Origin of the sequence: Prochlorococcus marinus XMU1408 (genome assembly GCF_003208055.1) — a bacterium.
GTDB classification, from domain to species: Bacteria; Cyanobacteriota; Cyanobacteriia; order PCC-6307; family Cyanobiaceae; genus Prochlorococcus_B; species Prochlorococcus_B marinus_A.
This window is the reverse complement of record NZ_QJUE01000005.1, coordinates 166,998-193,138: the sequence shown is the minus strand read 5'-3', so window position 1 is coordinate 193,138 and position 26,141 is coordinate 166,998. Positions and strand designations below refer to the sequence as shown.

Genomic DNA, 26,141 nt, shown 5'->3' with positions numbered 1-26,141 from the left:
ATGAGGTTATTAATCAGCACTGGTGAAGTCTCTGGAGACTTGCAGGGAAGTTTATTAATAAAGGCATTAAAGAATAATGCAGAAAAAAGAAAAATTGAATTAGAGATAATTGCATTAGGCGGAGAAAGGATGAGAGAATCTGGTGCTAAATTAATATCTAATACCTCTTCAATAGGTGCAATTGGTTTTTTAGAAGCTCTTCCTTACGTACTGCCAACTTTAACGGCACAATCAAAAGTTGACAATTACTTAAGTTCTTATCCTCCAGATGCAGTTGTTTTAATTGACTATATGGGGCCTAATATTCGACTAGGGTTAAAAGTAAAAAAAAAGTTTCCTAATATTCCAATAATTTATTATATTGCGCCTCAGGAATGGGCATGGAGATTAGGCGATTCGGGTACAACTGATTTGATTAGCTTTACAGATAAAATATTAGCTATTTTTGAAGAGGAAGCTAATTTTTATTCAAATAAAGGAGGAAATGTAAAATTTGTGGGTCATCCAATGTTGGATTTTTATAGAAATATTCCTACGAGAGAAGAATCATTTAGGGAAATAGGATTAACCTCTGATAAGAAACTTCTTCTTATCATTCCTGCTTCTCGAAAACAAGAGCTAAAATATATTTTGCCCACATTACTTAAAGCGGCTAAGCTGCTTCAGCAAAAGGACCCTTCAATTACTGTTCTAATACCATCTGGTTTAGAAGAATTTGATGGAATTTTAAATAATGCATTAAATAAATATGGTGTATCTGGGAGAATTATTTTATCGAATGAAGTTGATAATTTAAAGCCATTTTTATTTTCAGCTGCTCATCTAGCTTTCGCTAAGTCTGGAACGATAAATATGGAATTAGCTATAAATTCAGTTCCTCAAATCGTTGGATATAAAGTAAGCAGAGTTACAGCTTTTTTCGCGAGATATTTATTGAGATTTAATGTTAAATATATTTCACCAGTTAATCTTCTTTTAAATAAAATGTTAATACCAGAGTTTATACAAGAGGATTTTAAAGTTGAAAAAATCTTTAATGCAGCATTGAAAATTATTGAAGATAGATCTAAAAAAGAAGATATAATGCTTGGTTATAAAAGATTGAAAGATAAATTAGGAAAACCCGGAGTTACAGATAGAGCATCAAACGATATCCTGGACTTATTAGTTAAATGATTCTTATGAATAAAATCTTAAGAAAAATAATAGTAGCTTGTATGCTACTGCAAATAGCAATATTTTGCCCGTTTCAAGCACTCGCTGAATCAGAGGAGGCTATTTTTGCAGGAGGTTGTTTTTGGTGTCTAGAGCATGATTTGGAGAAACTTGATGGAGTCGTCTCTGCGGAAAGTGGATACTCTGGTGGAGACCTGAATAATCCTACATATGAAAATCATAGTGGTCATCAAGAGGTTGTGAAAGTTAGTTTTGATTCTCAAGTTATTAGCTATAAAGATTTACTAAAGCAATATTGGGTTAATATTGACCCTTTTGACAATAAGGGTCAATTTTGTGATAGAGGCGATTCATATAAGCCTGTTATTTTTACATCTAATCAAGAACAAGAGCTTGATGCTAAAGAGAGTCAGAAAAATATTTCTGTTGCATTAAATATACCTTTGGATCAATTAAAGGTTGATATTATTGATTCAAAAGTTTTTTGGCTAGCTGAGAATTATCATCAAGATTTTGCAATAAAAAATCCTATTAAATATAAATTTTACAGAACGAGTTGTGGTAGAGATAATAGATTAAAAAAAGTCTGGGGCGAATATAGATATTAATAAATTGTTTAAAGGAAAGATTTTAAAGTAGACATATTTTTTAGATCTATGTTTTATATTAGAATAGACTAATTATTGTCCATATTCAATTCTTTAATCCAATTAACTAATGTTCTAACTCCATAACCAGTTGCACCCTTTGGATTTAGATCTCTATCTTTTTCAGTCCAACATGTACCTGCTATATCAATGTGAGCCCATGGAATGCTTGAGTTCACAAATTCTTTTAGAAACAAGGCAGCAGTAATTGAACCCCCAGGCCTAGGTCCAGTGTTTTGCAAATCAGCAATAGATGATTTAATTCCAGATTTATATGAATTCTGCATAGGCATCCTCCAAATACCTTCCCCAGCTTTACCTGCAGCTTTAGTTAATTGTTCAGAGAGCAGATCATTGTCAGTCCATAAGCCTGCTATTTCGTCTCCTAATGCGATGACGCATGCCCCAGTAAGAGTAGCGAGATCTACAATGGCGTCTGGATCAAGTTTGCATGCATAAACCAAAGCATCAGCTAAAGTTAATCTTCCTTCTGCATCAGTATTGTTTACTTCAATGGTTTTCCCATTTGAAGCTTTGATTATATCGCCAGGGTGTAATGCAGAGCCATTAATCATATTCTCGCAAGCAGCAATAATAAAATGAACCTCGGTATCGCTTGGTTTTAGTTCTGCTATAGCTCTTGCTGTTCCAAGAACAGAAGCACTCCCTCCCATGTCATATTTCATTTTTTCAATTTGAGAAGCACCTACTTTTAAGTTGTATCCTCCAGAGTCAAACGTTAAGCCTTTACCAACTAATACGACTTTGTTTCTTACGGTTTTTGGAGAATATTTTAAGTGTATAAAATTAGGCTCTAGATCTGATCCTTTAGCAACTGCTAAGTAAGCTCCCATTCCTCGTTCTTCGCACTCTTTTTTGTCAAGAATTTTTAAATCTAGATCATAATCAGTGGCTAATTTCTCAGCCTCTTTCGCCATTTGATATGGGGTAAGAACATTGGGGGGAGCTGAAACAAGTTCTCTTGCGAATTTAACTCCTTCACAAATGGGATTTATTTCAGCAATGGCTGATTTAGTTGTTTTGCTGTTCAAGCCTATTAATTCAACTTCATCTATTTGAGTAGGTTCTTTTGATTCAGATTTGAATCTAAGATCTTTAGTAGATGACAATTGAACTGCTTCGCCAACTGCGCATGCAGCTGAGGATGGATCAAATGCATCCCAAGGGAAAAATATTCCTAACTTTTTTTCATAACTTAAAACTTGACGACTACCAATTGAAGCTGCTTTACGTAGATCATCAATTCGAAGAGTTTCGGCCTTACCTAAGCCTATAAAGATTACTTTTTTTATTTTTCCTTCTATAAGTTCAATTGATAATCTTTGATTTTTTTTGCCTTCGAACTTTGAATCATTAAACCTTTGGCTCAAAAAAGTATCTTTTATTATTGAGTTAAATAAATTTATTTGACTTTCGATTGTCCCTTCCAAAATCCCAGCAATAAGGACTGATCCTGACCATTCGTTAATTTCTTTGGAGACTGCTGAAATTTGCATTTAATTTTTTAACTTGAATTTATGATAACAATTTTTACGAATTGATTTGAGATGTAAATGGCGTTGCCCATATTTCCCTTGTCTCTTTATTAAATGGTGGAAGCCAAGTTTGGATAAGCTTTTGTTCTAATTTTCTTCTCTCCTTGGTTTTAATTGGGACATCAAGCCAAAAACGAATGTTTAACTTGGTTGATATATTTGCTTTTTGTAGACAATCAGAATAACTTGAAAGATATCTTTTACAGTCATGTTCCCCTTTCCACCTCTTCTCTGCGGAAATTGTTTCTCCAATATATAAAATTATATTTTTATCAGAATCAATAATTTTATCCATTACAAAATAAACTGCAGGTCCCTCATGCATTGCATTTGGCCACTTCCAAAAACTCAAAGGTAAAGGTGTAAGATCAGCTGGGTTGAATGATTCATTTAATTCTTCTGAACTAGATTCGAATAGTGAAAATTGATTTACATCTTTATAGCCCGTTTTAAAAATGGGAGATTGGTGATTAATGATTTTTTCTTGCCATTCCTTAATAACTTTTTTCTCAATAAATATATCTTTATGAGAATTTTCTCCTGAAAAATTTATACCATTATCTTTAAATAAATCATATTGCCTATCGAATTTTTTCATTTTAATAAAGTTGATTATAAAAGACAATATTCAATTAATAGTCCTATCATTATATCACTAAAATTTTATATTATTTTGCTTGAGAACAGCTTGAGCTTAGCTTGTCAAGATCAAATAAAAAGTGTTTTTCTTTATTAGTAATTTTTTATGAAACTTGAGTAAGAATTATATTTTTTTGGGGGTGTGGCTATTCACACCCCCTCAACAAATGTCATTAGGTGGAAATCGTCTAAACTTTATGATGTTTTCAATGATATTATTAATGATAGTCTTTGAATTCAACACCAAGCAATTGATCTATCAACTTTGTTTAAGGATATGAGCTTTTTCGAGTCTGAAATTGTTCAGGAAGAGGCAAAAAAACTTTTCACTGATTATCAGAATCTGATGCAATTAGGATCTGATTATGGAAAATTTGATAGAGAAGGGAAGGTAATGTTTATTGATAATATGGAGAATTTAATGGAAAGGTATAAAGTTTTTATGAAACGATTTGAACTTTCAGAAGATTTTCAGGCAAAAATGACAGTAGAACAGTTAAAGACTCAGTTGAGTCAATTTGGGATTACACCTGATCAAATGTTTGATCAGATGAACAAAACCTTATTGAGAATGAAATCAGAATTGGATAAATGATTATTAACCTTGTTAAAGTTTAGATTATGTTAAATAAATTCAATGAATTACCTGATTGGATCTCTAGAGGTTTAGATGATCTTTTCCCATATGATAATTCAGGAGATTCAAATCAAAGCTTTCTAAAAAGATTAGAACTTTCATCTATAGAAAAAAAACCTTTACGTGTAAAACTTGGAATTGATCCAACTGGAACTGATATTCATATAGGACATAGCATTCTATTTCGAAAATTAAGAGCTTTCCAAGATGTTGGTCATACGGCAGTACTCATAATTGGAGATTTTACAGCAAGGATTGGAGACCCAACTGGAAAAAGTAAAACGAGAATTCAGCTTTCAAAAGATGAGGTGGAATCAAATGCAATGAATTATCTTGAACAACTAGGATTAGGTAAAGAACCCAAAGATTCTTTACTTGATTTCTCAACTCCAGGTCGCTTAGAAATTAGAAGAAATAGTGAGTGGCTTGAAAATCTTAATTTGTCTAAAGTTATAGAACTTTTATCAAATTCAACAGTTGGTCAAATGCTGGCTAAAGAAGATTTTAGTAATCGATATAAATCTGGCACTCCTATATCTCTGCATGAATTTCTTTATCCACTTCTTCAAGGATATGATTCAGTTGCAATAAATTCTGATTTGGAAATTGGTGGTACAGATCAAAAATTTAATATTGCTATGGGACGAGATCTTCAAAGAGCTTTTGGGCAGAAACCTCAATTTGGAATGCTATTACCTATTTTAGTTGGCTTAGATGGGACACAAAAAATGAGTAAAAGCTTAGACAATATTGTAGGAATAAATGAAGACTCATTATCTATGTATTCAAAATTAGAAAAGGTTCCAGATAATTTAGTTTTTAGTTATTTAAATTTACTAACTAATGAAAACTTAAAAGAGTTAAGTTCAAATCCAAGAGAGGTTCAAAAATTCATGGCTTTAAAAATAACATCTAATTTTAAAGGAATTGAAGCTGCAAAAAAAGCTCAATTTAATTCTGAAAACTTAGTTTTAGGTACTCAAGATTCTCTTGAGGAAATACCAGAAGCTTCAATTTCTAATGTAAATTTTCCAGCTAAAGCATTTTATTTATTTAGTAAGATGGAAATGTGTTCAAGTAGCAGTGAAGCAAGAAGACAAATTCTTGGAGGAGGAGTAAGAATTGATGGGGAAAAAATTTTGGATCCTAATTTACAGTTTGATACACCAGATGATCTCATAGGAAAAATATTGCAAGTAGGAAAGAAAAAATTTCTTCGTGTTTCAAATTGATAGATTCCTATGAAAAATCTTGAAAACCCAAGTGAAAAAATAATTGTTGCTTTAGATGGAATGAACAAGAATAATGTTCTCAATCTACTGGAAAAAATTCCTGAAATTATGTGGGTTAAAGTTGGACTCGAGTTGTTTGTTAGTGAAGGACCAGATGTCTTGTCAATATTAAGGGATAAGGGGAAAAAAATATTTTTAGATCTTAAATTTCATGATATTCCTACAACAGTTGAAAGGGCATGTTTTGCAGCAGCACAAACTGGCGCTCAATTAATTTCTTTGCATACTTGCGCAGGCACTAAGGCTTTAAAGATGGCTAATGAAGCTGCAAATGAAGGTGCTGCAAAAGTTAATTTAACGCCACCCACACTTTTGGGAATAACAATTTTAACTAGTTGGACTCAAGAAAGTTTTATTAGTGATCTATTGATTGATCACTCAATAAATCAACGTGTGAGGCATCTGTCAGAGATTGCATTGAATTCTGGATTAGGGGGATGTGTTTGCAGCCCAAGAGAAGTTCAATCTCTACGAAAAATTTGCCCTGAAACTTTTGAGTTGGTAACTCCTGGGATTCGAGCATTAGGCTCAGATTTTAACGATCAATCAAGGGTGTCTGATGCCTCTGAAGCTATTAAGATGGGAGCATCACGATTGGTGATAGGTAGAGCAATTACTCAATCACATGATCCAGCTTATATGTTCAAAAGTTTTTGCGAAAAAGTTATTGTTTGAATTTTTATCTTTGTCCGATTTTTGGCTCTTGACCTTTAATTAGTCTAATTATATTTTCTCTATGTCTCCAAATTACTAAAGTCATAGCTAATAATGAAATTACTAAAAATGGAAGAGATATACTTGTATTTTTAAAGCTTATAAACATAATTAGAGGTAGAGCTAAAGATGCACTAACACTTGCTAATGAAACTATTCTAAAAAAAGTAATCATTAATATAAAGACACCTAAAGTTGCAAGTCCAACTTGCCATGAAATTCCAAGAAAAATTCCTAAACCTGTCGCTACGGCTTTACCACCCTTCCAATTGAGCCAAATAGGCCAAATGTGACCAATTAAAGTTGATAGCCCTATAGCTATTTGCCATGAATCATTTAGGAGGAAAAATTTTGCTAAAAAAATAGAAAGAAATCCTTTGAAAACGTCTATTAGAAATACCGCTATTGCTGCACGTTTTCCAATATGCCTTAATACATTTGTTGCTCCTGTAGATCCAGATCCTAATGTTCGAATATCAATTCCTTTAATAAATTTTCCTGCTAAATAACCGCTAGGAAAAGATCCAAATAAATATCCTATTAATAGAAATAATAAATTCAACATAAAATCAATTGCAATTTTTATAGTAATTCATCTTCTTCAAAAATCTCATTGGGACTCCCTGCAAAAGCAAGCCATATGGGAAATTGAAGAATTGGAATTTCTACATTTATTTCAGCGGCATCAATGATTATAAAAGGCAACTCTCCTCTTTCTTCTAAACGATCTGCTCTCTCAACTAGTCCATCAGATCTTTCGAAAAGTACTATCCCGCTGTTAGGTCCAAAATCCTCCCGGTTAAGGCCTAAGGCATCCTGGAGACATCTTCTCCACTCCCCAAGACGCTCTGGCTGACTAGCTAAAACTAAAGTCTGAAATTGATCGCCATATATCTCGCCTAATATCGCAATTATACTTGCTGCAATTAAAGCGTTTTTTGATCTATTACCTCTACTTGGTTGAGCACCTCTACCTCCCATACTGAAGAACCAATCTTCAAGCATTTCGATATCATTAGATTCAAGACTTCTTCTGAGTTTCCATGGCTCTGCATAGAAATCGGGTTGTTCAAGAAATTGATTAAAACACCTTCTTATTAAATTCTCATCAGGTTTGAAAGTATCAGAAACTGCCGGTACATACTCTTGCTCTTTGGAAGACTCTGTTCTTTTAGTTTCGTCAAGAGGAGATGGCTTAACTATTACTGGTGGTACAACAAGCTCTAGTTGCTCCGCAGATTGAGCTAGGTCTTGCAAGGCTCCAGTTAAATATTCCTGGAAACCCTTAACCTTTCGAGCAATTGAATCAGATTGTCCAGAAAAAGAGCTCTTAAGCTCTATTTCAATTTGTTCTTTCTTTTTAGAAAGTTCTTCCAATTCTTTTTCTAATTTCTCACGTGAAAGCTGAAGATCTTTAAGAGCAAGATTAATGAGGGAATTTGTCTGTTCATTAGAAGGTTTTTGATTGTTTTCTGGAATATTTATAGTTGGTGATTTAGTTTGTTTTTCATTAGGCATTACAGGTGGAATTTTTTCTGGTGAAGAATTTTCCAAAGAAATATTCTTTTGTGAATTTTGTTTTTCTAGAGATAGAGTTTCTTCAGATTCCATATTTCAAACTTCAATTAAGTTTTAGATTTTGATGATTCTACTGCTTTTTCTATTTCTAAATCTTTAACTCTTAACCTTAACTGTTCTTCTAATGAGTTGACATCAAAAAGTATAGGCAATAGATGAGGGCTTGCTTCTTCTCTAAAGTAAAGAAAACCTGGTAATTGAGGCAATAGAATTCTCCATGCTATCCAATTCTTAAAAGGAAATCTTCGTAATTCTTTACCCAATTGCATGACTATTAAATCGTCATTAGTAAATTTCAATTTTAATGTAAAAGATTGTAGTAATAGAAAAAAACCAAAACTGCTAATTAAGATTGATGGCCAAGGATGGAAGGGTGATATTAAAAATAATAAGCCTATTAAAATTATTAAGATGGGTAAACGATACGAAGGCGACAAAATCACACTATTTTCATCATTAGGATTTTGAGAAGTCATTGTTTTTAACCAAAAAGAACTTGGGTGAGTAAAACATCTACTAAAGAAACTGTTATTAAAGTCATTACTACTGCCCCAGTAGTACTGGATCCTACTTCTTTGGGTCCACCTCTAGTAGTTAGACCCCATCCACAAGCAATAATTGCGATCAAGAGGCCAAATACTAATGCTTTCACAAGCATATATGGCAGATCAGATGTTATCAGCCATTCTCGTACTGAATTCCAAAAGATGCTTGGTGGAATTTGATAGAGAATAGTGCTACTGATTTGACCGCTATATAAGGCAACAGTAAAAAAGAATAAGCATTGGATAGGTGCCATTAAAACCATTGCACAAATTCTTGGAACAACTAAATATTCGACCGGATCGGTTTGTAGCATTGTGATGGCATCAATCTGCTCGGTAACTTTCATCGTGCCTATTTGAGCGGCATAAGCAGTGGCAACTTTGCCAGTAAGAAGAGTTGCAGTAAGTAATGGCGCTATCTCTCTAGCCATTCCAATTGCTAAAAGACCGCCAACTTCAGAACCTAAGCCTTGTTTACTTAATTCTGCTGCAACTTGAATGTTAAACACTGTTCCAGCCGCAATGCCTGTAATTAAAACTATTAAAAAACTTCCTGGACCTGCCTCCATTAGTTGATCGAACAAGTCTGATTTGTTTATTCGCCCTCTAACTGTTGAAGTGATAGCTTGTCCCCCTATTAAAAGACTCGCTCCAAATCTTTTTACCCATCTAGGTGAATTCATAAATCAAACCTTTATTTGTTGAGTTTCTTCTCTATCTTTCCAGTCTCTCATAATCAATAGTCCCCAATATACAAGGATTGAGGGTATTAAACCCATGCAAATTCTTACAGTTATTAATGCAGAATCTGGCTGAGTAATATTAATAATTTCCTGACAGGCGCCTTCTTTAAATCCAGCAAAAGTTAAAAGATATCCGAATAATCCTACGCTTAAAGCAATCCCTAATTTTTGGCATAAAACCATCCAGGCTGTATAGATTCCAGCCGCTTTTTCTGGATCATGATCAATAGCATCTGGTAATAAAGACCAAGGTATTAGATATGCAGTTGATGCACCAAAACCAACAAATAAGATAGTTATAAATAAAACTAACATTTTTATGAGGTCTATATTTAAACTATTAATTGCAAAATTATTTGATAATGGAGGTAATAACATTGCAATTAAGCAACCACTAATCCATATTATCCCACCTCTTTTCAAGGCTTTAATTCTTCCATATTTATTAGAATAAAAGCTCCAAACTTGTAGCCCTAATAGGGCACTTATTTGAAAAGGAATTATAATCCAAAACGATATTCCTCTTGGAACATTCATGACTTGCTGAAGATATATTAATGAAACTGTTTGCATTAATTGAAGACCACACCATAGAAGTAAATAAAGATAAATAACTTTTATAAATATTTTATTATTTAGAATACGATTAAATTGACTTTTGATTGGCTGTACTTTATTGATTGGCTTCCTCGCAACCTTTGCAAATGGAGCTAACCCCCAGGTAGAAAGTAAAGTAATCAGCGTAACAATAGTGCCAGATATTCGCCCCATTGTTAAGTAACCTTCATCTCCTTTTGTTAAATATATTGCCCCTACAATTAGTCCTGATAAGGAAGCTAGTATTGATCCAGTAAATCTTGCAGCATTCAGTCTGGTTCTAACATTCTCATCTTCACTAAGTTCTGTTGACAATGCACCATATGGAAGATTGACAGATGTATAAGCTGTCATGAAAAGAATTGATGTACAAATGTAGTAAGCAGTTTTTTCTTTAATTGTGTAATCACTTGGAATCCACCACATTGCGGCTAAAAAAATACCTAAAGGAAGTGAGGCCCCAATCATCCAAGGTAGTCTTGGCCCCCATCTGGATTGGGTATGGTCACTCATCCAACCAATTAAAGGATCATTTATTGCATCCCACAGTTTTATTATCATCAAAATAGAGCTTGCTATCCAAGGAGGTAAGCCAGCAGCACATGTAAAGAAAGGGAAAAGATAAAAGCCAAATTGAGCCGACGCAAGTCCTGTTCCGGAATCCCCCAACCCATAAGACAACATGAGCCTTATGCGGTTTTTTTTAATCAGCCTATTGGAATTCGTCAATCTTTTTGAGAAGAGGGGGGCGGAAGGTAATAATGTATGTAGGCTAAATGGGAATAATCCAGTTTTCTGGACATATTCTTTTATTAGCGCGGGCGTAGTTTAGTGGTAAAACCTCAGCCTTCCAAGCTGATGATGCGGGTTCGATTCCCGCCGCCCGCTTCAATTTTGTTCTCATAGCTTAATTTTTTTGGAATACTCATTTGCGACCAAAAGTACAAGACTGTAACTTTCCATACTTATATTTGATTGATTAGCTAAAGGTTTTTTAGAGACATTTTTATTTTTTAACAAAGAGGTATCAATATATTTTTTCCATGGAGAAGTTGGTTTTGGTAACTCAAAAACCATTGTTTCTTTGTAAGCATTAAATCCAAGCCATATCGCCGAGCCTTCATCCTTTTTATTGATGCTATAACCAAGAGTATGAGACCATTCTCCCCAGTCAGGTTTATTAACTTTAATTCCATGCCATTGAATCCATAAATCAGGTGTTTTTTCTTTTGAATTATCTTCGTGAGCAATATGTACAAAAGAAGGACTGAAAAACTCTGATAGTTGTTTTCGAAGAGATATGAGCTTAATAACAAAATCTTTTAAGTCATGATCACAATTTTGATGATCCCAAGTCATCCATCCAAGTGGGTTGTCTTGACACCATGTGTTGTTATTACCTCCTTGGCTTCTACCTACTTCATCACCCATTAACATCATTGGGATTCCAGGAGATAAAAGGAGTGATGATAGAAGATTTCTTTGTTGTCGCTGTCTCAAATTATTTATTTGTTTATTAGTAGTAGGTCCTTCAACTCCGTAATTAAAACTATTATTATGATTCTCTCCATCTCTATTATTTTCCCCATTCGCAAGATTATGTTTTTTGTTAAAACTTACTAGATCCTTTAAGGTGAATCCATCATGAGAAGTGATGAAATTAATACTAAATATGTTCGCTAGATTATTATTATAAAGTGATTTATTACCTATTAATCTATCTTTAAGTTGCCAAATTGTACCTTTCTCACTCTTCCAAAATCTTCTAATATCATCTCTAAAATGACCATTCCATGTTCTGAATTTCCTTGCTGGGAAATTACTTAATTTATAGAGACCTCCGCAGTCCCAGGGCTCGCTAATTAACTTTACATCACTAAGTTTAGGATCTATCTCAATTTCTTCAAATAGGGGAGGTTCATCTAAAGGGATTAGATTTTCGCCTCTGCTTAAAGCAATACCTAAGTCAAAACGAAATCCGTCAACTCCAAGTTCTACGGCCCAACAGTGTAATGATTCTAATATTAATTTTCTAACTAAAGGACGATTTGCAGCAATAGTATTTCCGCATCCGGTTACATCTTGATAATTTTCTTCCTCATCTTGATGGTAAAAAGTTTTAGGACCAAAATTTTTCCAACTTATAATTGGACCATCTTGATTACCTTCTGTTGTGTGATTGTATACAACATCAATCAACACTTCAAGTCCATTATCGTGGCAAACTTCTACAAATTGTTTGAATTGTTTACGGGCTTCTAATGGGTTGTACCCATCTACAAAACCTTGATGAGGTGTGAACCAATTAATGGGGCTATAACCCCAATAATTTTCTAAACCTTCTGGAGCATCAGAAGAATCAAAAGCAAATATTGGAAGTAATTCAATACTTGTTATTCCAAGATTTTTTAAATAAGGAATCTTTTCAATTAACCCGACAAAAGTACCTTTTTTATTATCACTAATATTTGAATCTGGATTTTTAGTAAACCCACCAACATGTAATTCATAGATAATCGTTTTATTCCATTTATGTTTAGGCCTTGGATGAGATTTAAAATCAAATTGGTCTCTATTAGTTACTACTCCTTTTAAGAAATGACAATAACCTGTAGAGAGATTATTTTTTTGATTTCTTTTATATTTTCTCCAGCCTGTAATTGCTCTGGCACATGGATCTAAAACAAGATTATCCATTAAAGGGTTACTCTTGTCATTTGATATTTTATATCCATATAAGGCCCCTTCGGATAGCCCTTCAAGTTCAACGTGCCAATAATCTCCAGATCTGTTTTTCTGATCTAAAGAAATGATTTCTATTGGATGATCGTCATTTTCATCTTGAAAGATTAGTAATTCAACGTTTGATGCATGAGGAGCTGCTATGGAGAAATTAACTCCATCAGGAGTCACTGAGCTACCTAAAGGCCATGCTGAACCAACATTTACTTTTCTCAATTGTTTTTATCCTTCAAATTAGTAATCAGACAACTTTTCATCCAACTTAGTTGTTTAGTTTGTTTTAACAAGTTATGAAAAATAAAATAGCATTTTCGAGAGAAACTTTGATTAGGGAAAATGACCATAGCTTTGAATTAATTCTAAATCCTTTTTTCGCGAGAATCTAATCAGATTTCTGATTTTGTTTTTTGCCTCAAACTAGTAGATATTGGATTTAGGTCAAAATAATGTCATCCTCTTAAATTTTTTAAAACGTTGTTAGAGGAAACCCATTAGTACTTTGTAATTTAAATAGCTTCAACATGGACGTCCTTGAGCTAAAAAACGTGTGATTTGGCATTTCTGGCCCTTCTTTTTCTTGTGGTTATTATTTTGTAATACCAATAAATGTGCTGTTCTTCGGACCTTTGTTAATTCAGACAAACTTCATAAAATGACTAATTTTTGGTCAAAAAAAATAATTAATTGCGAAAGCTAGTTCTTTTTTTACTAATAAATCAGAAAAACCATCTTTAAAAAGGCTTGACCTCACTGGCTTTCTAGGGGATATGGAAAATTTGTATTTTATTTGCGAGATTGTTTGAGGGATCTTAAAAAGATTTTTGCATCAAGAAAAAATGCTTACATATTTTTTAGAAAGCTCACTGCCACAGGCCCTTTGGGTTGCAGGCAAGTGATTTGCTCCATACGATTAGCAAGATTGAGTTTTTTGGAAACTAATTCCTTAATTGGTTTTCTTCCTCTTACTCCCTGCTACATACAATCTTTCCAATGAACAAAGCAGATTTAGTCAACCTGGTTGCAGCTCGTACAGAGCTAACTAAAACAGACGTCTCTCTGGTAGTTGATGCCGCCATAGATACAATTATTGATTCTGTAGTGGAGGGTAAGAAAGTCTCCATTCTGGGGTTTGGTTCTTTTGAACCTCGCGATCGTTCCGCTCGTCAAGGATTAAACCCAAAAACAGGAGAAAAGATTGCTATACCAGCTAAGCGAGTACCTGCCTTTACAGCTGGGAAATTGTTTAAGGATCGTGTACAGGGATAATTGATTTTTTGAAAAGAACATTTCCTAATTAATTTTTCTTATATAAAGGGACTCTTTTAAAATATGAGTCCCTTTTTTTGTAAATCTTTAGACCTTGTATGAATAAAGAACAAATTCTCCTGTTTTGGACTAAAAACTTTTTCTTAAAAATACAAAAAATTATTAATTTGTTTTAATGGGGATTATTCTGTGAATATTTATTCCTTGAAAAAAATAAAATTTTTATTCATTTTTCTAATATATTTATTTTTACCTTTTAAGCCCCTAAGTGCTTTTGAATCAATTGATTATCTGGTAATTGATATGCTAGTAAGGAGTTGTCATAGAGATATTGAATCTTGTAATGAAGCATTAATTAAAATAAATAACTATCAAAAATATGCAGCAATGAATAAAAAGTTTTCTTGTCAAACTAGATTACTTGGTTTGGAAGCTAATTTAATAATGATCATTAATTCTAATTTTAAAATAAATGATACTAAAGATATTATTCAGGCTGTGAAGAAATATTGCTAGAGGTTACCGATAAATTGAGAACATGCATTTTGACTTTTGTTTCAGTAAAGAAAATAATGTGAAAAACTAGAACAAAATAGGTTTTATTTGATTTATATAAGTAAGCTTAGAACAACAAATTTAAAGAATTTATTCTAACTAAGAACATGGGCTCTAAAGCTTCTAATTCCAAAAAAACTAATGATAAGGCAATTAAGACTGACAAGGTCAAAGGAAATAAATTTAAGAAATCAAGCTCTCAAGATCCAGATGTATTAGTCAATCTGCCAGCTGGCTTGAAATATAAAGTTCCTGGTAAACGTCAAAGAGTTATTATAGGTTCAATAGTAATTGGTTTGAATGTTGTATTAGTTATCAGTGTACTTATTTACTTTTATAGCCCTTCGTTTCAAGACTTTATTTACAATTTTGGTCGTGGTTAATGGTAAGAAATCCTAGATTTTAAATCAAATAGATGAAATTTTAACTTTTTAAAATAGGAAAATACTACTAAAGAGAAAATAAAAGTAAAGAATGAATAAGAAAATTTTATAGGATTTTTTTATTCGAGTCCAATACTCTAATGTTTTTAAACAGGCAGTTAGTAGAAATGGTACAAAAGAAAAATGATGCTAAAAAAACAATAAAAATACCACAACAAAGAAAGACAACTCTTAAATGGGGGGCTAATGGTGAGCTTTCCTCTATAGATATGGTACGTATATTAGATCGTTTGAATGATCAAGATTTAACTGAATGCGAAATACCTTTAGAAACAGAAAAAAAATTATAAATCTTTATTTTTTCTATTATCATAGTTAATACAATCAATAATTTATTTTTAGTTGATGAAGTTAACTATTGCGCTTATATCTTTAATAGCACTAGTTTTTGGATTTTTCTACTTATTTACTGGCTATAAGTCAGCCTTTGAGGCTGATCAGCAATGCCATTATGAAATGAGGTTGAAATCTGTCGAATTAGAGGATCTTGGTTGTGACCATGATCTTGAAACAAACCAATGGCTCTTATATAGGAAAGGGATTAATGAGCAACCTTCAGAAGTTATTAAACGTTACCGTTATTAACTTACAAATTTCTTATTTATTATGGGAAATATATATATAGCCACTATTAATGAGATGATAGCTGTAATTATAAAAGTTAGAAATTGCCCTAAGGAGCCTGGAAGATATGTATTTTGAAGGAAATAAAAATCAATTAGGGAACCAATTGTTCCCCAAATAATTATCCAAGCGGATACATACGAAATACCAACTAATGTTTTTTTACTCATGGAATGTAAGTGATTAAGTTAATTTTCGGATATTAGATAATGATATCTATACTAGCTAATCCCAAAAATTTTCTGAGTTGCTGGTTCTCCAGCAAAAGCTAGTTCAGTAAGTATAAGCATTATAAAACCAATCATAGCAACTCTGGCATTAACCAGTTCAGCATTTTCATTAAAACCAAAAACTTGTTTTACTTCTTCGCCTTTATTGTTAATCCATTTAGGATATGAACTCAGGTTTGGACTTTGATCATTTTGTTTAGGATCATTTACGGGTTCGATTTCTTTCATATTACCTGTCTCTGAATTTATATTTTGATTATTGATTTCTGAATCAATGTCAGACATTTGGATTAAAAACATATATACAATAAAATTATAAGCTATTTTTTTAAAACTTTGTTCCAATGCCTCTTTTTTCTAGATTTTATCATTCTCCTAGACTTTTTCGAAAGTGAGTAAACTTCAGCTTTATTTATAAGAAAACCTAAAATTGAAAAAAAAATAATCAATGAGAATAATAATATGTAAACTTTCATACTTAAATCAAATCTTAAAATCTATATTAGCTATTTATGCGGTTAATTTGAAAATAAAGAAAAAGTTTTGATATATTTAAAATATATCTTTTTCTTATTAAGTTTTGTTTTACTATTAATTAATAGCTTGTTTAAGGAACACTTCTTTGCTAGAAAAATATTATACGTTTTCAAATAATGAATAATGCTTTTCTAATTATCTTTTCATTAGTTTCTATTGTTCTTATTATTCTTGGCCTTCTAGAATTGATCAAAGAACTTAAGTTTGCTCATGCAAGGAAGTTTATTTGAAAATCATGCTATTAAATCTTACTTGGTTGATTCCTGGGATTCCAATAATTGCTTCTCTTTCTATAGCAGTTCTTTTATTGAGCTTTGGAAAAACAATGAATAGGCTTACAAAGCCAGTTTCGTATTTTCTTATTGCTAGTCTTATTTTTTCTGAAATAATTAACTTGATATTATTTAAAAATAATATATCAGGAAACGAGTTGCTTTTTGTAAGCAATTTTGAATTAGTGGTTGATAAGTCATCGTTGCTTTTTTCAGAATTAATAGGTTTACTTTTCTTGTTTATTATGATTTTTTCAGTTATTAAGTTAAAAAGAAGAAATGGCTATGTTAGATATTTTATTTTCCTTGGCTTATTAAGTGGTTTAGCATATCTTTTCTCTTTTACTGGTAGTTTATTCCACAATTTATATGATCCTTTGATTACATATTTAGATCAAACAGCTATATCTTTTTAGAGAATTTATTTGATGATTTAAAGAGTCTAATGAGGAACAATTTGGTTTTTGGAAGTTAAACTTTAATTGTCGGTTGTCATATTATCTAACTTGTAATAAAATAAAAATAATTTTTATGATTTAAGGTTTTTACTTTGAGCGTAAATTCACCTTTAGATCTGCCAATAAATATTGCTTTAGTCCATGAATGGTTTACTTCTCGATCTACAGGTGGCGCTGAAAATGTTGTTAAAATCATTGATGAGTTGTTAACTGAAAAAGCATCTCAGCCACAGATATTTTCATTAGTGAATGAAGAGAGTTTATTAAAAAGCAATTGGTTATTTGATAGGAAAGTAAAAACAAGCTTTATCCAAAAACTACCATTCGGTATATCACATGTTCAACAATATTTACCTCTTTTGCCTTTTGCAATTGAACAAATTAATTTAGAAGGATACAAATTGGTTATAAGTAGTAGTCACCTTGTCGCTAAGGGTGTTTTGACTTCGCCTGATCAACTTCATATTAGTTATGTGCATACGCCTGTGAGATATGCCTGGGATCAGATGAATATATACTTGAAGCGATCTTTCTTAAGAAAAATAGGTTTAGGACCATTAATTAGATTGCAATTGCATACTTTGAGACAATGGGATCAATTAAGTAGCTCAAGAATAGATTACCTACTTGCTAATTCTAATTTTACTGCTAAGAGAATTTGGAAGTATTGGAGAAGGCGCTCAGAAGTTATACATCCACCAGTAAATGTAGATCGTTTTGAATGGAACAAGCCTAGAGAAGATTTCTATTTAAGTGTCTGTAGATTAGTTCCTAATAAAAGAGTTGATTTACTTGTTAGAGCTTTTAATAGGCTTAAATTACCTTTAGTTGTTGTTGGCGAAGGAGTTGAAAAATCATATTTAAAAGATCTTGCAGGTCCAACAGTTAAAATTTTGGGTTTTCAAAGTAAGGAAAAGATTGAAAGTTTAATGAGCCAATGTCGAGCATTCGTTTATGCTGGTATTGAGGACTTTGGAATTGCTCCTGTTGAGGCAATGGCTTCGGGCGCTCCTGTAATTGCTTTAGGGAAGGGAGGGGTTTTAGACACTGTGAAATGCCTGAACTTTAATCAGGATAAAGATGCAACTGGACTATTGTTCTATGAACAGACTGTAAAGTCTTTAGTTGAGGCAATTGAATTTTTTAATGAAAAAAAACTTTGGAGAGAATTTAATTCTGGATTAATTAGAGATTGGGCTAATTCTTTTTCACAAGATTCATTTAAATTCAAATTGGAGAAAACCATAAATAGAGTTTGGAGTGAGCATAAGAATTCTTGTGACATTGCTACTAGTGACCTTAGGTCGTGATCAAGAAAATCCTCATTAAGTAGAGTGCTTAAAGATTGGAGAATTGATTTTACTAACTCAATAATTTGTGCATAATAATCCTAGAAAATCATTATTAAGATGGTCTGAGTTCCGTAAAGGTTCTACAACAATTCCATTTGAAGTAATATCTAAAGAACCTTCCTCTTTACCTGCGGTAGAAATAATAAGAAATCAGAGTCGTTACGGACGATCATTAAAAAGAATAGGGGATGTTGTCTTTTCTTTACTAGTTTTAACTCTAGGTTCACCAATATTTATTTTAATTGCAATATTAGTGAAGTTAAGTTCTCCTGGTTCGATTTTTTATATTCAAAAAAGAGTAGGAAGAAACTATAGAGAATTTGGATGTATTAAGTTCCGAACAATGTATAAAGATGCAGATGAATTACTCCCAAATTTATTAGAGAAATATCCTCTTATGAGGAAGGAATTTGAAAAAGATTTTAAATTACGTCGTGATCCCAGAATAACAAAATTAGGTAGATTTCTTAGAAGGTCAAGTCTCGATGAATTACCTCAATTCTTTAATGTTCTCAAAGGAGAGATGAGTGTTGTTGGACCGAGACCAATCGTTAGTGCTGAAATTAATAAATATAGTCTTTTCATGGAGGAAGTAATATCTGTGAGACCAGGTTTGACAGGTTTATGGCAAGTTAGTGGGCGAAATAATCTTAGTTATAAAAAAAGGGTTCAATTAGATTTGGTTTATGCAAGAAATAGAAATTTTATACTTGATTTGGAAATCATTATTCTTACATTAGGTGTTTTACTCTTTCCAATGGATAGAGGTGCCTTTTGAGTTTACAAATTTAACAATTTTGTAATTAGTATAATAATTAAAATCCAAGCAAATTGAAGTCTAAGACTTAGACTAAGTATTTTTTTTACTGAATTTATATTTGCTATTGGATAAGATTTCGCAATTAGGGGCTTTATCTTTTGCTTGCCTTTATAGTAATTAGTCCCTCCCATTCTCACCTCTGCACAATAAGCAAATATTGCTTCAGAAATTCCTGAGTTTGGGGATGAATCAACTATCCCATCTTTCCAAGCCAGCCTTACTGTTTTAAAAATTGATTGTTTTTTTATACAGCAAAAAGGAAGCGTAATTAATACAATTCTTGAAGGAATCCAAGTCATTAAGTCATCTAGTTTCGCTCCAGTGAATCCAAGCCATTTTAGTTTGCCTTCTTTATATCCCAGCATAGAATCAATAGTACTAGATGCTTTAAAGATCCAAGCCATTGCTAATGGCCCAGGCATAAAATGATTCAATTTCCAGGATATTGTTCCTAAAAACATCCAAAATAGAGGAGCGAAAATACCATCAACAGAATTTTCGCTTGCAGTTTCTGCAGAAGCTCTAAGAATTTCATTCTCATCTAAATTCTCAACATCCCTACCAACTATAAAACTTAACTTTTGTCTTATATTATTTAGATCATATCTGAGATCTTTATGGTTAATCAAATTTATAATCTCATAAATGCTTGTATTAAGACTTCTTGAAGCAAGCGAACTACTTAAAACAAAAGCGAATAATAGTGAACTAATAATAGGATTTTCTATTTTGAAGAATAAAAATAATCTTTCAATAATCCATCCAGATATTCCACTCAAGAATGTGACTATAAATGTAATTATTATACCTCCAATGAATAGCTTAGATTTATTATCTTTTGCTATTCTTTCAGCTAATTCTTGTAGAAAATTAATAACCACACCCATTAATTCGACTGGGTGTGGCAAGCTTTTGGGATCACCAATTAAAAGATCAAGAAAAATAGCAACTAAGATTAAGTTAATGATGTTTTCAGTCTGATTGAAGCCAACTAAACATGGAGCGAAGTGTTTTGCCTACTTGCTCTATTGGGAGTTCTGAGTCTTTCTGGCGAATTCTTTTCATTTCTGGTTTCCCTTCATCGCATTCTTTCACAAAGTTTTTAGCAAAAGTACCATCTTGAATATCGGCAAGAATATTTTTCATCTCTTCTTTTGTTTCTTTGGTAATCAACCTTGGGCCGCTCACATAATCTCCGTATTCAGCTGTATTTGAAATTGAATCTCTCATTGCTGTCAGTCCCCCTTTAACCATAAGATCAACAATTAATTTGACTTCATGTAAGCATTCGAAGTAGGCCAATTCAGGTTGATAGCCTGCCTCTACAAGTGTTTCAAAACCAGCTTTAACTAATTCTGATAAGCCTCCACATAAAACTGCTTGTTCTCCAAATAGATCAGTTTCTGTTTCTTCTTTGAAATTTGTTTCTAAAATCCCAGCACGTGTTCCTCCAATACCTTTTGCATATGCCATTGCTAAAGATCTGGCTTTCCCTGATGCATCTTGTTCAATGGCAAATAAAGCAGGAACCCCTTGACCATTTTGATATTCCCATCTGACTGTGTGACCTGGTCCTTTTGGGGCAATCATTACAACATCAACAAATTCAGGTGGCTTTATTAACTCAAAACGAATATTGAACCCATGCGCAAAGCTTAGTATTTTTCCTGGTTTCAAGTGAGGGGCGATTTCTTTGTTATATACATCTTTTTGGAATTCATCAGGCAAAAGAATCATTATCCAATCTGCCCTTTCGGATGCTTCTGAGACGCTTAATACTTCCAATCCATCAGAAGTCGCTTTACTGGCTGATCGACTTCCTTCATAAAGACCTACTATAACTTTGATGCCACTATCTTTTAGATTGAGTGCATGAGCATGGCCTTGAGATCCATAGCCAATAATTGCAACGGTTTTATTTTGAAGAAGACTTAGGTCTGCATCTGAGTCGTAAAAAAGTTTTGCCATCTGATTGGGTATTTCAGAACTGTATTTAGGCTGAGCTTACGAAATAGAGTGCTATTGAAACCACTTTCATTGATATATTTTTTTTCTATCAAGACAATTTAATAAATATCCCACAAAACTTTTTAAATCAACTTTCACTTGGATGAGTTATTACTCGGTCGATTAGACCATAATTTTTGGCTTCTTCTGCGCTCAAAAAGTAATCTCGATCAGTATCTTTTTCTATTTTTTCATATGTTTGTCCAGTCATCTCTGCCATAGATTTATTTAGCATTTCTTTTATTCTCAGAATTTCACGCGCTTCAATTTCTATATCGCTTGCCTGTCTTTGAGCAGTACCACCAAGTGGCTGGTGAATCATGATTCTGCTATGAGGTAGTGCAAGCCTTTTGCCTTTTGTTCCAGCAGAAAGTAGAAAAGCACCCATTGAGGCGGCTAAACCAACACAAATGGTAACTAAGTCGCTTTTTACATATTTCATAGTGTCATAAATCGCTAAGCCAGCAGTTACTGACCCACCAGGACTATTGATATACAAATAGATAGGCTTACTACTGTCTTCAGAATCAAGATAAAGCATTTGCGCTACGAGGCTATTTGCAATGCCGTCATTTACTTCTTGACCAAGAAATAGAATCCTCTCTGCACCAAGTCTTGTGTAAATATCCACCCATCTTTCGAATTGGCTTCCTGGAAGGCGGTATGGAACGCTTGGAGTACCTATTGGCATGACTTAATAAATGTTGAAAGGTTGGTGTTAATAATGATTTAAAAAAATTTTCGAAAAACTTTAAATTAGTTATTTGGGTAAAACATTTTCGCTTGGCAGGTCTTTTCTACTTGTAAGTACGCGATCTATGACCCCATACTCAACTGCTTCATGAGGGTTGAGATAACTCATTCTATCGGAGTCTTTGGATAATTGAGCTACTGATCTTCCAGTGTTTTGACTAAGAATTTCTAACATTGATTTCTTATTGTGTATGACTTCCTTTGCTCTAATTTGAATATCAGTTGCTTGGCCTTGCGCCCCACTTCTGGGCTGATGAAGGACAATTGAAGCATGAGGTAATGCTGCTCTTTGTCCTTTTGTTCCAGCTGAGAGAATTACTGCGGCTGTGCCCATTGCTTGACCTATGCAAATTGTATGAACCGGAGGTTTGACATATCTAAGAGTGTCGCAAATTGCAAAGGCTTCTGTTTCAAATCCAATGGCATCTCCTGTGTACCAACTTGTTCCAGTTGAGTTTATGTAGAAATAAATAGGTTTCTCTGCATTATCAAATTCCAGAAAAAGAAGTTGAGCAATAATTAGTTCAGTTACATCCATTCCCAGTTGCCTTTTGGCATCATCATCAGAAAATAGAGGTAAGCCTAAATAAACTATCCTTTCTTTTAAAAGAAGTGATGGTAAATCAGGTGGTGGAGTTCTCATTACGGCTGAATCGCCATAGTACGGAGAAGATGCAGTCATATGAAGTTAAGTCTTCTTGGATTCGAGCCTAGCTAGATCTAGCCTTGAGATGCTTTTGTTGTTTCAAATTTGTTTGGGGGCTGATCATTGGATGCCTTACTAAAAACCATTCGGCCTGTTGGTGTCTGTAACGCTCCAGTCACAACTACTTCTATTCTTTTACCAATCCATTGGAGACCCTCCTCGATAACTACCATTGTGCCATCTTCAAGATAGGCAATACCTTGTGAATTTTCTTTACCTTCTCTAACTACTTTTAAATTTAACTTTTCACCAGGTTGAACTTCAGGCCTGACTGCAAGAACTAGATCACTAAGGTTCAGAACTTTTATTTCTTGTACTTGAGCTACCTGAGATAAGTTGTAATCAACAGTAATTAATATTCCTGAAATATCCGATGTTAATTTTAAAAGGATTTCATCTGCTCCCTCTCCTTCATATTTTGTACTGTTTATAACTAATCTTCTTCCATAACTTTCTCTTAATTGGTTTAATAATTTAAGACCTCTTCGTCCTTTTCCTCTTTTTTCATTGTTACTTGAATCAGCTAATTTTTGGAGTTCATCCATAACTGACTGGGCTACAATTAACTGTCCTTCAATTAATCCAAATCTTAGTAGGGCCTGAATCCGACCATCAATTATCACACTAGTGTCTAAAACTTTTGCACTGGCTGGAGTAAGTATTCCATCTGCCATTAATAATGATTCCGTGCTATTTGGATTAAAAAGACGTAAAACTGTTCTTCCATGAACATCAGCAAGGTTATATCCAAGTACGCCAAAAAAAATGTTGCTAAGTACAGCAAATATAGGCTTTACAAAAAATAATTCAGTTGGTAAAGGTAATAGTAATACAGGTACTAATAAAAGTGCTGCTATTAAAAGTCCAAGAACTATGCCCACAGATCTACTTATAAGTAGATCTGTGGGCATAGTTCTAATTTTTTTAGTTAGTTGATTTCTAAACTGTTGGAAAAGAAACGCTATTAAAAGACCAACAAGCGCTGTTAGACCGGATAAAGCAATTTTTAAATTTTTTAAATTAGTGATTTGGTCTAAAGTTTCTTTAGGCAACCAATTCACCCCAATCCAGCCGGTGATTGCCCCTGAAATAAGAAATAAAACCAGAATAACTAAGTCTGCCATATATTCAGGTTATGCTTGCTTCTCGTTTTTTACTAAAGCTTTATTTATTTTCAAAGATTTGGATTGCAAAAATGACCTTTTATTTGCGTTTGTATATCTAAAGCTCAAATGGTAACTCCACCGAGAAGTGCATATGTCCATATACCTTTTTGCCATAAAAGATGTTTTTACTGTGATTTTTCGATTATCCCTTTAGGTGATAGCGCTGAAGCTTTAGGCAGTCCAGGGATAACTTCCATTAACGCATATTTAGATTTACTTCATAGAGAGATTTCTATTGCTCCAAAGGGCCCTGCTCTCTCAACCGTCTATTTGGGAGGAGGAACACCTTCTTTATTGAAAAAAAATGAATTGGACGATTTATTAAAACAACTCAAACGAAAATTTGGATTTCAGGATGGTGTGGAGATAACTATGGAGGTTGATCCAGCAACATTTTTAGAAAATGAACTTAAAGGATATTTAGAAATTGGAATTAATAGAATGAGTTTAGGTGGCCAGGCTTTTGATGACACCACCTTATCTTCAATAGGTAGAAAGCATAATCGTTCACAATTAATAGAGGCTTGCAATTGGCTAAATAATTTATTTAAAGAGGGAATGTTAAGAAGCTGGAGCCTAGATTTGATTCAAAATCTTCCAGGTTTAAATTTGACAAAATGGCTTTGTGAGTTGGAACAAGCAGTTCAAACTGAAGCACCTCATTTATCAATTTATGATTTAACTATCGAGCCAGAGACAGTTTTTGGTAGAAGACATAAAAAAGGACTTTTGAAAATACCAAATGAATCCTTAGCTCAAAAAATAGATTTGGAAACTAATAAATATCTTAAAAGCAGAGGTTTTTCTCGATACGAGATCTCAAGTTATTCTTTACCTGGCCATGCATCTCGCCATAATCGTATGTATTGGGCTGGCTCTGGATGGTGGGGATTTGGTATGGGAGCAACAAGTTCTCCTTGGGGAAAGAGATTTTCTAGACCCCGAACAATCGTTAGTTATAAAAAATGGGTTGAGAAACAAGAAAGTCAACTATTAGAAAAAACTTTGTTTAATGAGGAATCAAGTCGAATGCCATTGGATGAACTATTGATGATCGGTCTCAGAAGAAGAGAAGGTGTTCATTTTGAGGAACTTGCAAAAAGTGTTGGATGGACCCAAAAGGAATGCGAAAAAAACTTAAGATTATTGGAGAAATATTGGATAACTTTTTTGACGGAAGGTTATTTATTAAAAAAAAATGGAAGGTATTGCTTGAGTGACCCTAAAGGAATGCAGATTAGCAATCAGATTTTGATTCAGATGTTTTTATGGTGGGATTCTCTCACTTTGGATTAATCGATTCAATCCAATTTTTTAGAGCGTCAATGCAAAGTTCTCGTCCTGCAAGTAAAGGCTTTGCAAAAGGAGGCTGTTCAATTGAGAGGCCAAGAATATCCGCTGTAACTCTTACCTGCCCATCGCAATCATTCCCCGCTCCAATGCCAATTACGGGAATGGATAAAAGTTTTTTTAATCTACTGGCTATTTTTCCTGGAATATGTTCCACAACTAAAGCAAAACACCCAGATTCTTGAAGCATTTCGGAGTCTTTAAGAATTTTATCTTGACTATCTTTATTGGTTGCTTGAGATTTATACCCAAGTTGATGAACTGATTGCGGTGTTAAGCCAAGATGACCCATTACAGGGATTCCCGTTCTTATAAGTCTTTGAATTACTAATAAAGTCTCAGGCTCCGCTCCTTCAAGCTTAACGGCTGAAGCACAGGAATTTTTCAGGAGAGTTCCTGCCGCTTCTACAGCCTTGTCTTCTCCACATTGATAACTTAGGAAAGGGAGATCACAAACTACCAATGGTTGTTTCGCGAGAGGGTTACAAAAACCTCTGCAAACAGCTTTTGTGTGATGAAGCATTTGATCAAGTGTTACAGGAAGAGTTGTTTTGTGGCCCAAAACAACCATTCCAAGTGAATCTCCTACGAGAACAACATCAGCTCCTGAGGCTTCGACTATTGAGGATGAAATCGCATCCCATGCAGTTAGTACAGTTATCTGTTTACCTGATTCTTTAAAACGAACCAATTCTGTGGTTTGCATTTAATTCTTAATAACGTGGTTAAGTATTGC

Annotated in this window: 29 protein-coding genes and 1 tRNA gene; 15 read left to right on the top strand and 15 right to left on the bottom strand. The window is 33.4% G+C overall.

Annotated elements, in window-relative coordinates; all coding sequences use genetic code 11:
- The gene (gene lpxB, locus DNJ73_RS07440) at positions 1-1,176 is read left to right on the top strand and encodes a lipid-A-disaccharide synthase (RefSeq protein WP_158467074.1); all 1,176 of its coding nucleotides are present in this window, start codon (positions 1-3) and stop codon (positions 1,174-1,176) included.
- The gene (gene msrA, locus DNJ73_RS07435) at positions 1,173-1,784 is read left to right on the top strand and encodes a peptide-methionine (S)-S-oxide reductase MsrA (RefSeq protein ID WP_158467073.1); all 612 of its coding nucleotides are present in this window, start codon (positions 1,173-1,175) and stop codon (positions 1,782-1,784) included. The genes lpxB and msrA overlap by 4 nt, the downstream gene beginning before the upstream one ends.
- Positions 1,785-1,852: 68 nt before the next feature.
- Here the strand turns inward: msrA and DNJ73_RS07430 are convergent, their stop codons facing one another.
- Positions 1,853-3,340 (bottom strand): leucyl aminopeptidase, encoded by a 1,488-nt coding sequence (locus tag DNJ73_RS07430; protein ID WP_158467072.1) that lies wholly within the window; start codon positions 3,338-3,340, stop codon positions 1,853-1,855.
- Between the two features lie 34 nt (positions 3,341-3,374).
- On the bottom strand, positions 3,375-3,977 hold the full coding sequence (locus DNJ73_RS07425) for a GIY-YIG nuclease family protein (protein ID WP_158467071.1): 603 nt from the start codon (positions 3,975-3,977) through the stop codon (positions 3,375-3,377).
- Between the two features lie 318 nt (positions 3,978-4,295).
- Here DNJ73_RS07425 and DNJ73_RS07420 point away from each other — a divergent pair, with 318 nt between their 5' ends.
- Genes DNJ73_RS07420 through pyrF form a run of 3 tightly spaced genes read left to right on the top strand, consistent with a single transcriptional unit; the run spans position 4,296 to position 6,622 of the window.
- Positions 4,296-4,613 (top strand): DUF1825 family protein, encoded by a 318-nt coding sequence (locus DNJ73_RS07420; protein WP_158467070.1) that lies wholly within the window; start codon positions 4,296-4,298, stop codon positions 4,611-4,613.
- Between the two features lie 26 nt (positions 4,614-4,639).
- Positions 4,640-5,887: a tyrosine--tRNA ligase gene (gene tyrS / locus DNJ73_RS07415; RefSeq protein WP_158467069.1), complete on the top strand. Its 1,248-nt coding sequence runs from the start codon at positions 4,640-4,642 to the stop codon at positions 5,885-5,887.
- A gap of 9 nt (positions 5,888-5,896) precedes the next feature.
- Positions 5,897-6,622: an orotidine-5'-phosphate decarboxylase gene (gene pyrF, locus DNJ73_RS07410; protein ID WP_158467068.1), complete on the top strand. Its 726-nt coding sequence runs from the start codon at positions 5,897-5,899 to the stop codon at positions 6,620-6,622.
- 4 nt (positions 6,623-6,626) lie between these two features.
- On the opposite strand, the gene plsY is transcribed toward pyrF, so the two are convergent.
- From plsY to DNJ73_RS07385, 5 genes are read right to left on the bottom strand one after another with little or no spacing between them, the layout of a single operon-like run.
- A complete protein-coding gene (gene plsY / locus DNJ73_RS07405; protein ID WP_158467270.1) occupies positions 6,627-7,223 on the bottom strand; it encodes a glycerol-3-phosphate 1-O-acyltransferase PlsY in 597 nt (198 codons plus the stop codon).
- 20 nt (positions 7,224-7,243) lie between these two features.
- Entirely contained in the window at positions 7,244-8,272 is a 1,029-nt protein-coding gene (locus DNJ73_RS07400) for a DUF3086 domain-containing protein (RefSeq protein WP_158467067.1), read from the bottom strand.
- A 14-nt stretch (positions 8,273-8,286) separates the two neighbouring features.
- Complete coding sequence (locus DNJ73_RS07395) at positions 8,287-8,715, bottom strand: DUF3119 family protein (RefSeq protein WP_158467066.1); 429 nt, start codon at positions 8,713-8,715, stop codon at positions 8,287-8,289.
- A gap of 5 nt (positions 8,716-8,720) precedes the next feature.
- Complete coding sequence (locus tag DNJ73_RS07390; protein ID WP_158467065.1) at positions 8,721-9,467, bottom strand: MlaE family ABC transporter permease; 747 nt, start codon at positions 9,465-9,467, stop codon at positions 8,721-8,723.
- Positions 9,468-9,470: 3 nt separating this feature from the next.
- Positions 9,471-10,808, bottom strand: a complete 1,338-nt coding sequence (locus tag DNJ73_RS07385) for an MFS transporter (RefSeq protein ID WP_158467064.1) — start codon at positions 10,806-10,808, stop codon at positions 9,471-9,473.
- A 133-nt stretch (positions 10,809-10,941) separates the two neighbouring features.
- Here DNJ73_RS07385 and DNJ73_RS07380 point away from each other — a divergent pair.
- Positions 10,942-11,012, top strand: a tRNA-Gly gene (locus DNJ73_RS07380).
- 12 nt (positions 11,013-11,024) lie between these two features.
- Here DNJ73_RS07380 and DNJ73_RS07375 read toward each other — a convergent pair.
- On the bottom strand, positions 11,025-13,082 hold the full coding sequence (locus tag DNJ73_RS07375; RefSeq protein ID WP_158467063.1) for a glycogen debranching protein: 2,058 nt from the start codon (positions 13,080-13,082) through the stop codon (positions 11,025-11,027).
- Positions 13,083-13,856: 774 nt separating this feature from the next.
- Between DNJ73_RS07375 and DNJ73_RS07370 the strand changes: the two genes are divergently transcribed.
- The 5 genes from DNJ73_RS07370 to DNJ73_RS07350 all read left to right on the top strand — a co-directional run bounded on the left by DNJ73_RS07370 (position 13,857) and on the right by DNJ73_RS07350 (position 15,715).
- Entirely contained in the window at positions 13,857-14,132 is a 276-nt protein-coding gene (locus DNJ73_RS07370; RefSeq protein ID WP_011295240.1) for an HU family DNA-binding protein, read from the top strand.
- A gap of 303 nt (positions 14,133-14,435) precedes the next feature.
- Positions 14,436-14,648 (top strand): hypothetical protein, encoded by a 213-nt coding sequence (locus DNJ73_RS10235; RefSeq protein WP_257473415.1) that lies wholly within the window; start codon positions 14,436-14,438, stop codon positions 14,646-14,648.
- A gap of 146 nt (positions 14,649-14,794) precedes the next feature.
- Complete coding sequence (locus tag DNJ73_RS07360; protein ID WP_158467061.1) at positions 14,795-15,070, top strand: hypothetical protein; 276 nt, start codon at positions 14,795-14,797, stop codon at positions 15,068-15,070.
- A gap of 167 nt (positions 15,071-15,237) precedes the next feature.
- The gene (locus DNJ73_RS07355) at positions 15,238-15,420 is read left to right on the top strand and encodes a hypothetical protein (RefSeq protein WP_158467060.1); all 183 of its coding nucleotides are present in this window, start codon (positions 15,238-15,240) and stop codon (positions 15,418-15,420) included.
- A 55-nt stretch (positions 15,421-15,475) separates the two neighbouring features.
- Positions 15,476-15,715 carry a hypothetical protein gene (locus DNJ73_RS07350; protein ID WP_158467059.1) on the top strand — a complete coding sequence of 80 codons (240 nt, stop codon included), beginning with the start codon at positions 15,476-15,478 and terminating at the stop codon, positions 15,713-15,715.
- Between the two features lie 260 nt (positions 15,716-15,975).
- Here the strand turns inward: DNJ73_RS07350 and DNJ73_RS07340 are convergent, their stop codons facing one another.
- Positions 15,976-16,269 (bottom strand): high light inducible protein, encoded by a 294-nt coding sequence (locus DNJ73_RS07340; RefSeq protein ID WP_158467057.1) that lies wholly within the window; start codon positions 16,267-16,269, stop codon positions 15,976-15,978.
- 487 nt (positions 16,270-16,756) lie between these two features.
- Here DNJ73_RS07340 and DNJ73_RS07335 point away from each other — a divergent pair, with 487 nt between their 5' ends.
- From DNJ73_RS07335 to DNJ73_RS07325, 3 genes are all read left to right on the top strand, one after another.
- A complete protein-coding gene (locus tag DNJ73_RS07335; RefSeq protein ID WP_158467056.1) occupies positions 16,757-17,209 on the top strand; it encodes an NAD(P)H-quinone oxidoreductase NdhF in 453 nt (150 codons plus the stop codon).
- A gap of 134 nt (positions 17,210-17,343) precedes the next feature.
- A complete protein-coding gene (locus DNJ73_RS07330) occupies positions 17,344-18,561 on the top strand; it encodes a glycosyltransferase (protein ID WP_158467055.1) in 1,218 nt (405 codons plus the stop codon).
- Between the two features lie 67 nt (positions 18,562-18,628).
- The gene (locus tag DNJ73_RS07325; protein WP_158467054.1) at positions 18,629-19,381 is read left to right on the top strand and encodes a sugar transferase; all 753 of its coding nucleotides are present in this window, start codon (positions 18,629-18,631) and stop codon (positions 19,379-19,381) included.
- Positions 19,382-19,383: 2 nt separating this feature from the next.
- Here DNJ73_RS07325 and cbiB read toward each other — a convergent pair whose 3' ends face one another.
- The 5 genes from cbiB to DNJ73_RS07300 form a co-directional block, all read right to left on the bottom strand.
- On the bottom strand, positions 19,384-20,379 hold the full coding sequence (cbiB, locus tag DNJ73_RS07320) for an adenosylcobinamide-phosphate synthase CbiB (protein ID WP_158467053.1): 996 nt from the start codon (positions 20,377-20,379) through the stop codon (positions 19,384-19,386).
- A gap of 16 nt (positions 20,380-20,395) precedes the next feature.
- Positions 20,396-21,391: a ketol-acid reductoisomerase gene (gene ilvC, locus DNJ73_RS07315; protein ID WP_158467052.1), complete on the bottom strand. Its 996-nt coding sequence runs from the start codon at positions 21,389-21,391 to the stop codon at positions 20,396-20,398.
- A 127-nt stretch (positions 21,392-21,518) separates the two neighbouring features.
- Positions 21,519-22,121: an ATP-dependent Clp protease proteolytic subunit gene (locus DNJ73_RS07310; RefSeq protein ID WP_011295228.1), complete on the bottom strand. Its 603-nt coding sequence runs from the start codon at positions 22,119-22,121 to the stop codon at positions 21,519-21,521.
- 69 nt (positions 22,122-22,190) lie between these two features.
- Positions 22,191-22,865 (bottom strand): ATP-dependent Clp protease proteolytic subunit, encoded by a 675-nt coding sequence (locus DNJ73_RS07305; RefSeq protein WP_158467051.1) that lies wholly within the window; start codon positions 22,863-22,865, stop codon positions 22,191-22,193.
- 38 nt (positions 22,866-22,903) lie between these two features.
- On the bottom strand, positions 22,904-24,013 hold the full coding sequence (locus DNJ73_RS07300) for a PIN/TRAM domain-containing protein (protein WP_158467050.1): 1,110 nt from the start codon (positions 24,011-24,013) through the stop codon (positions 22,904-22,906).
- Between the two features lie 108 nt (positions 24,014-24,121).
- Here DNJ73_RS07300 and hemW point away from each other — a divergent pair, with 108 nt between their 5' ends.
- Positions 24,122-25,351 (top strand): radical SAM family heme chaperone HemW, encoded by a 1,230-nt coding sequence (hemW, locus tag DNJ73_RS07295; RefSeq protein ID WP_158467049.1) that lies wholly within the window; start codon positions 24,122-24,124, stop codon positions 25,349-25,351.
- Here the strand turns inward: hemW and panB are convergent.
- Entirely contained in the window at positions 25,338-26,111 is a 774-nt protein-coding gene (panB, locus tag DNJ73_RS07290; protein ID WP_158467048.1) for a 3-methyl-2-oxobutanoate hydroxymethyltransferase, read from the bottom strand. The two genes, hemW and panB, sit on opposite strands and share 14 nt — an antisense overlap.
- Positions 26,112-26,141 lie beyond the last annotated feature (30 nt).

Excerpts from the sequence above, each read along its gene's own strand:
- lpxB (WP_158467074.1), top strand. The coding sequence starts at position 1 with ATGAGGTTATTAATCAGCACTGGTGAAGTCTCTGGAGACTTGCAGGGA.
- msrA (WP_158467073.1), top strand. The coding sequence starts at position 1,173 with ATGATTCTTATGAATAAAATCTTAAGAAAAATAATAGTAGCTTGTATG.
- DNJ73_RS07430 (WP_158467072.1), bottom strand. The coding sequence starts at position 3,340 with ATGCAAATTTCAGCAGTCTCCAAAGAAATTAACGAATGGTCAGGATCA.
- DNJ73_RS07425 (WP_158467071.1), bottom strand. The coding sequence starts at position 3,977 with ATGAAAAAATTCGATAGGCAATATGATTTATTTAAAGATAATGGTATA.
- DNJ73_RS07420 (WP_158467070.1), top strand. The coding sequence starts at position 4,296 with ATGAGCTTTTTCGAGTCTGAAATTGTTCAGGAAGAGGCAAAAAAACTT.
- tyrS (WP_158467069.1), top strand. The coding sequence starts at position 4,640 with ATGTTAAATAAATTCAATGAATTACCTGATTGGATCTCTAGAGGTTTA.
- pyrF (WP_158467068.1), top strand. The coding sequence starts at position 5,897 with ATGAAAAATCTTGAAAACCCAAGTGAAAAAATAATTGTTGCTTTAGAT.
- DNJ73_RS07400 (WP_158467067.1), bottom strand. The coding sequence starts at position 8,272 with ATGGAATCTGAAGAAACTCTATCTCTAGAAAAACAAAATTCACAAAAG.
- DNJ73_RS07395 (WP_158467066.1), bottom strand. The coding sequence starts at position 8,715 with ATGACTTCTCAAAATCCTAATGATGAAAATAGTGTGATTTTGTCGCCT.
- DNJ73_RS07390 (WP_158467065.1), bottom strand. The coding sequence starts at position 9,467 with ATGAATTCACCTAGATGGGTAAAAAGATTTGGAGCGAGTCTTTTAATA.
- DNJ73_RS07385 (WP_158467064.1), bottom strand. The coding sequence starts at position 10,808 with ATGTTGTCTTATGGGTTGGGGGATTCCGGAACAGGACTTGCGTCGGCT.
- DNJ73_RS07370 (WP_011295240.1), top strand. The coding sequence starts at position 13,857 with ATGAACAAAGCAGATTTAGTCAACCTGGTTGCAGCTCGTACAGAGCTA.
- DNJ73_RS10235 (WP_257473415.1), top strand. The coding sequence starts at position 14,436 with ATGCTAGTAAGGAGTTGTCATAGAGATATTGAATCTTGTAATGAAGCA.
- DNJ73_RS07360 (WP_158467061.1), top strand. The coding sequence starts at position 14,795 with ATGGGCTCTAAAGCTTCTAATTCCAAAAAAACTAATGATAAGGCAATT.
- DNJ73_RS07355 (WP_158467060.1), top strand. The coding sequence starts at position 15,238 with ATGGTACAAAAGAAAAATGATGCTAAAAAAACAATAAAAATACCACAA.
- DNJ73_RS07350 (WP_158467059.1), top strand. The coding sequence starts at position 15,476 with ATGAAGTTAACTATTGCGCTTATATCTTTAATAGCACTAGTTTTTGGA.
- DNJ73_RS07340 (WP_158467057.1), bottom strand. The coding sequence starts at position 16,269 with ATGTCTGACATTGATTCAGAAATCAATAATCAAAATATAAATTCAGAG.
- DNJ73_RS07335 (WP_158467056.1), top strand. The coding sequence starts at position 16,757 with ATGCTATTAAATCTTACTTGGTTGATTCCTGGGATTCCAATAATTGCT.
- ilvC (WP_158467052.1), bottom strand. The coding sequence starts at position 21,391 with ATGGCAAAACTTTTTTACGACTCAGATGCAGACCTAAGTCTTCTTCAA.
- DNJ73_RS07310 (WP_011295228.1), bottom strand. The coding sequence starts at position 22,121 with ATGCCAATAGGTACTCCAAGCGTTCCATACCGCCTTCCAGGAAGCCAA.
- DNJ73_RS07305 (WP_158467051.1), bottom strand. The coding sequence starts at position 22,865 with ATGACTGCATCTTCTCCGTACTATGGCGATTCAGCCGTAATGAGAACT.
- DNJ73_RS07300 (WP_158467050.1), bottom strand. The coding sequence starts at position 24,013 with ATGGCAGACTTAGTTATTCTGGTTTTATTTCTTATTTCAGGGGCAATC.
- hemW (WP_158467049.1), top strand. The coding sequence starts at position 24,122 with ATGGTAACTCCACCGAGAAGTGCATATGTCCATATACCTTTTTGCCAT.
- panB (WP_158467048.1), bottom strand. The coding sequence starts at position 26,111 with ATGCAAACCACAGAATTGGTTCGTTTTAAAGAATCAGGTAAACAGATA.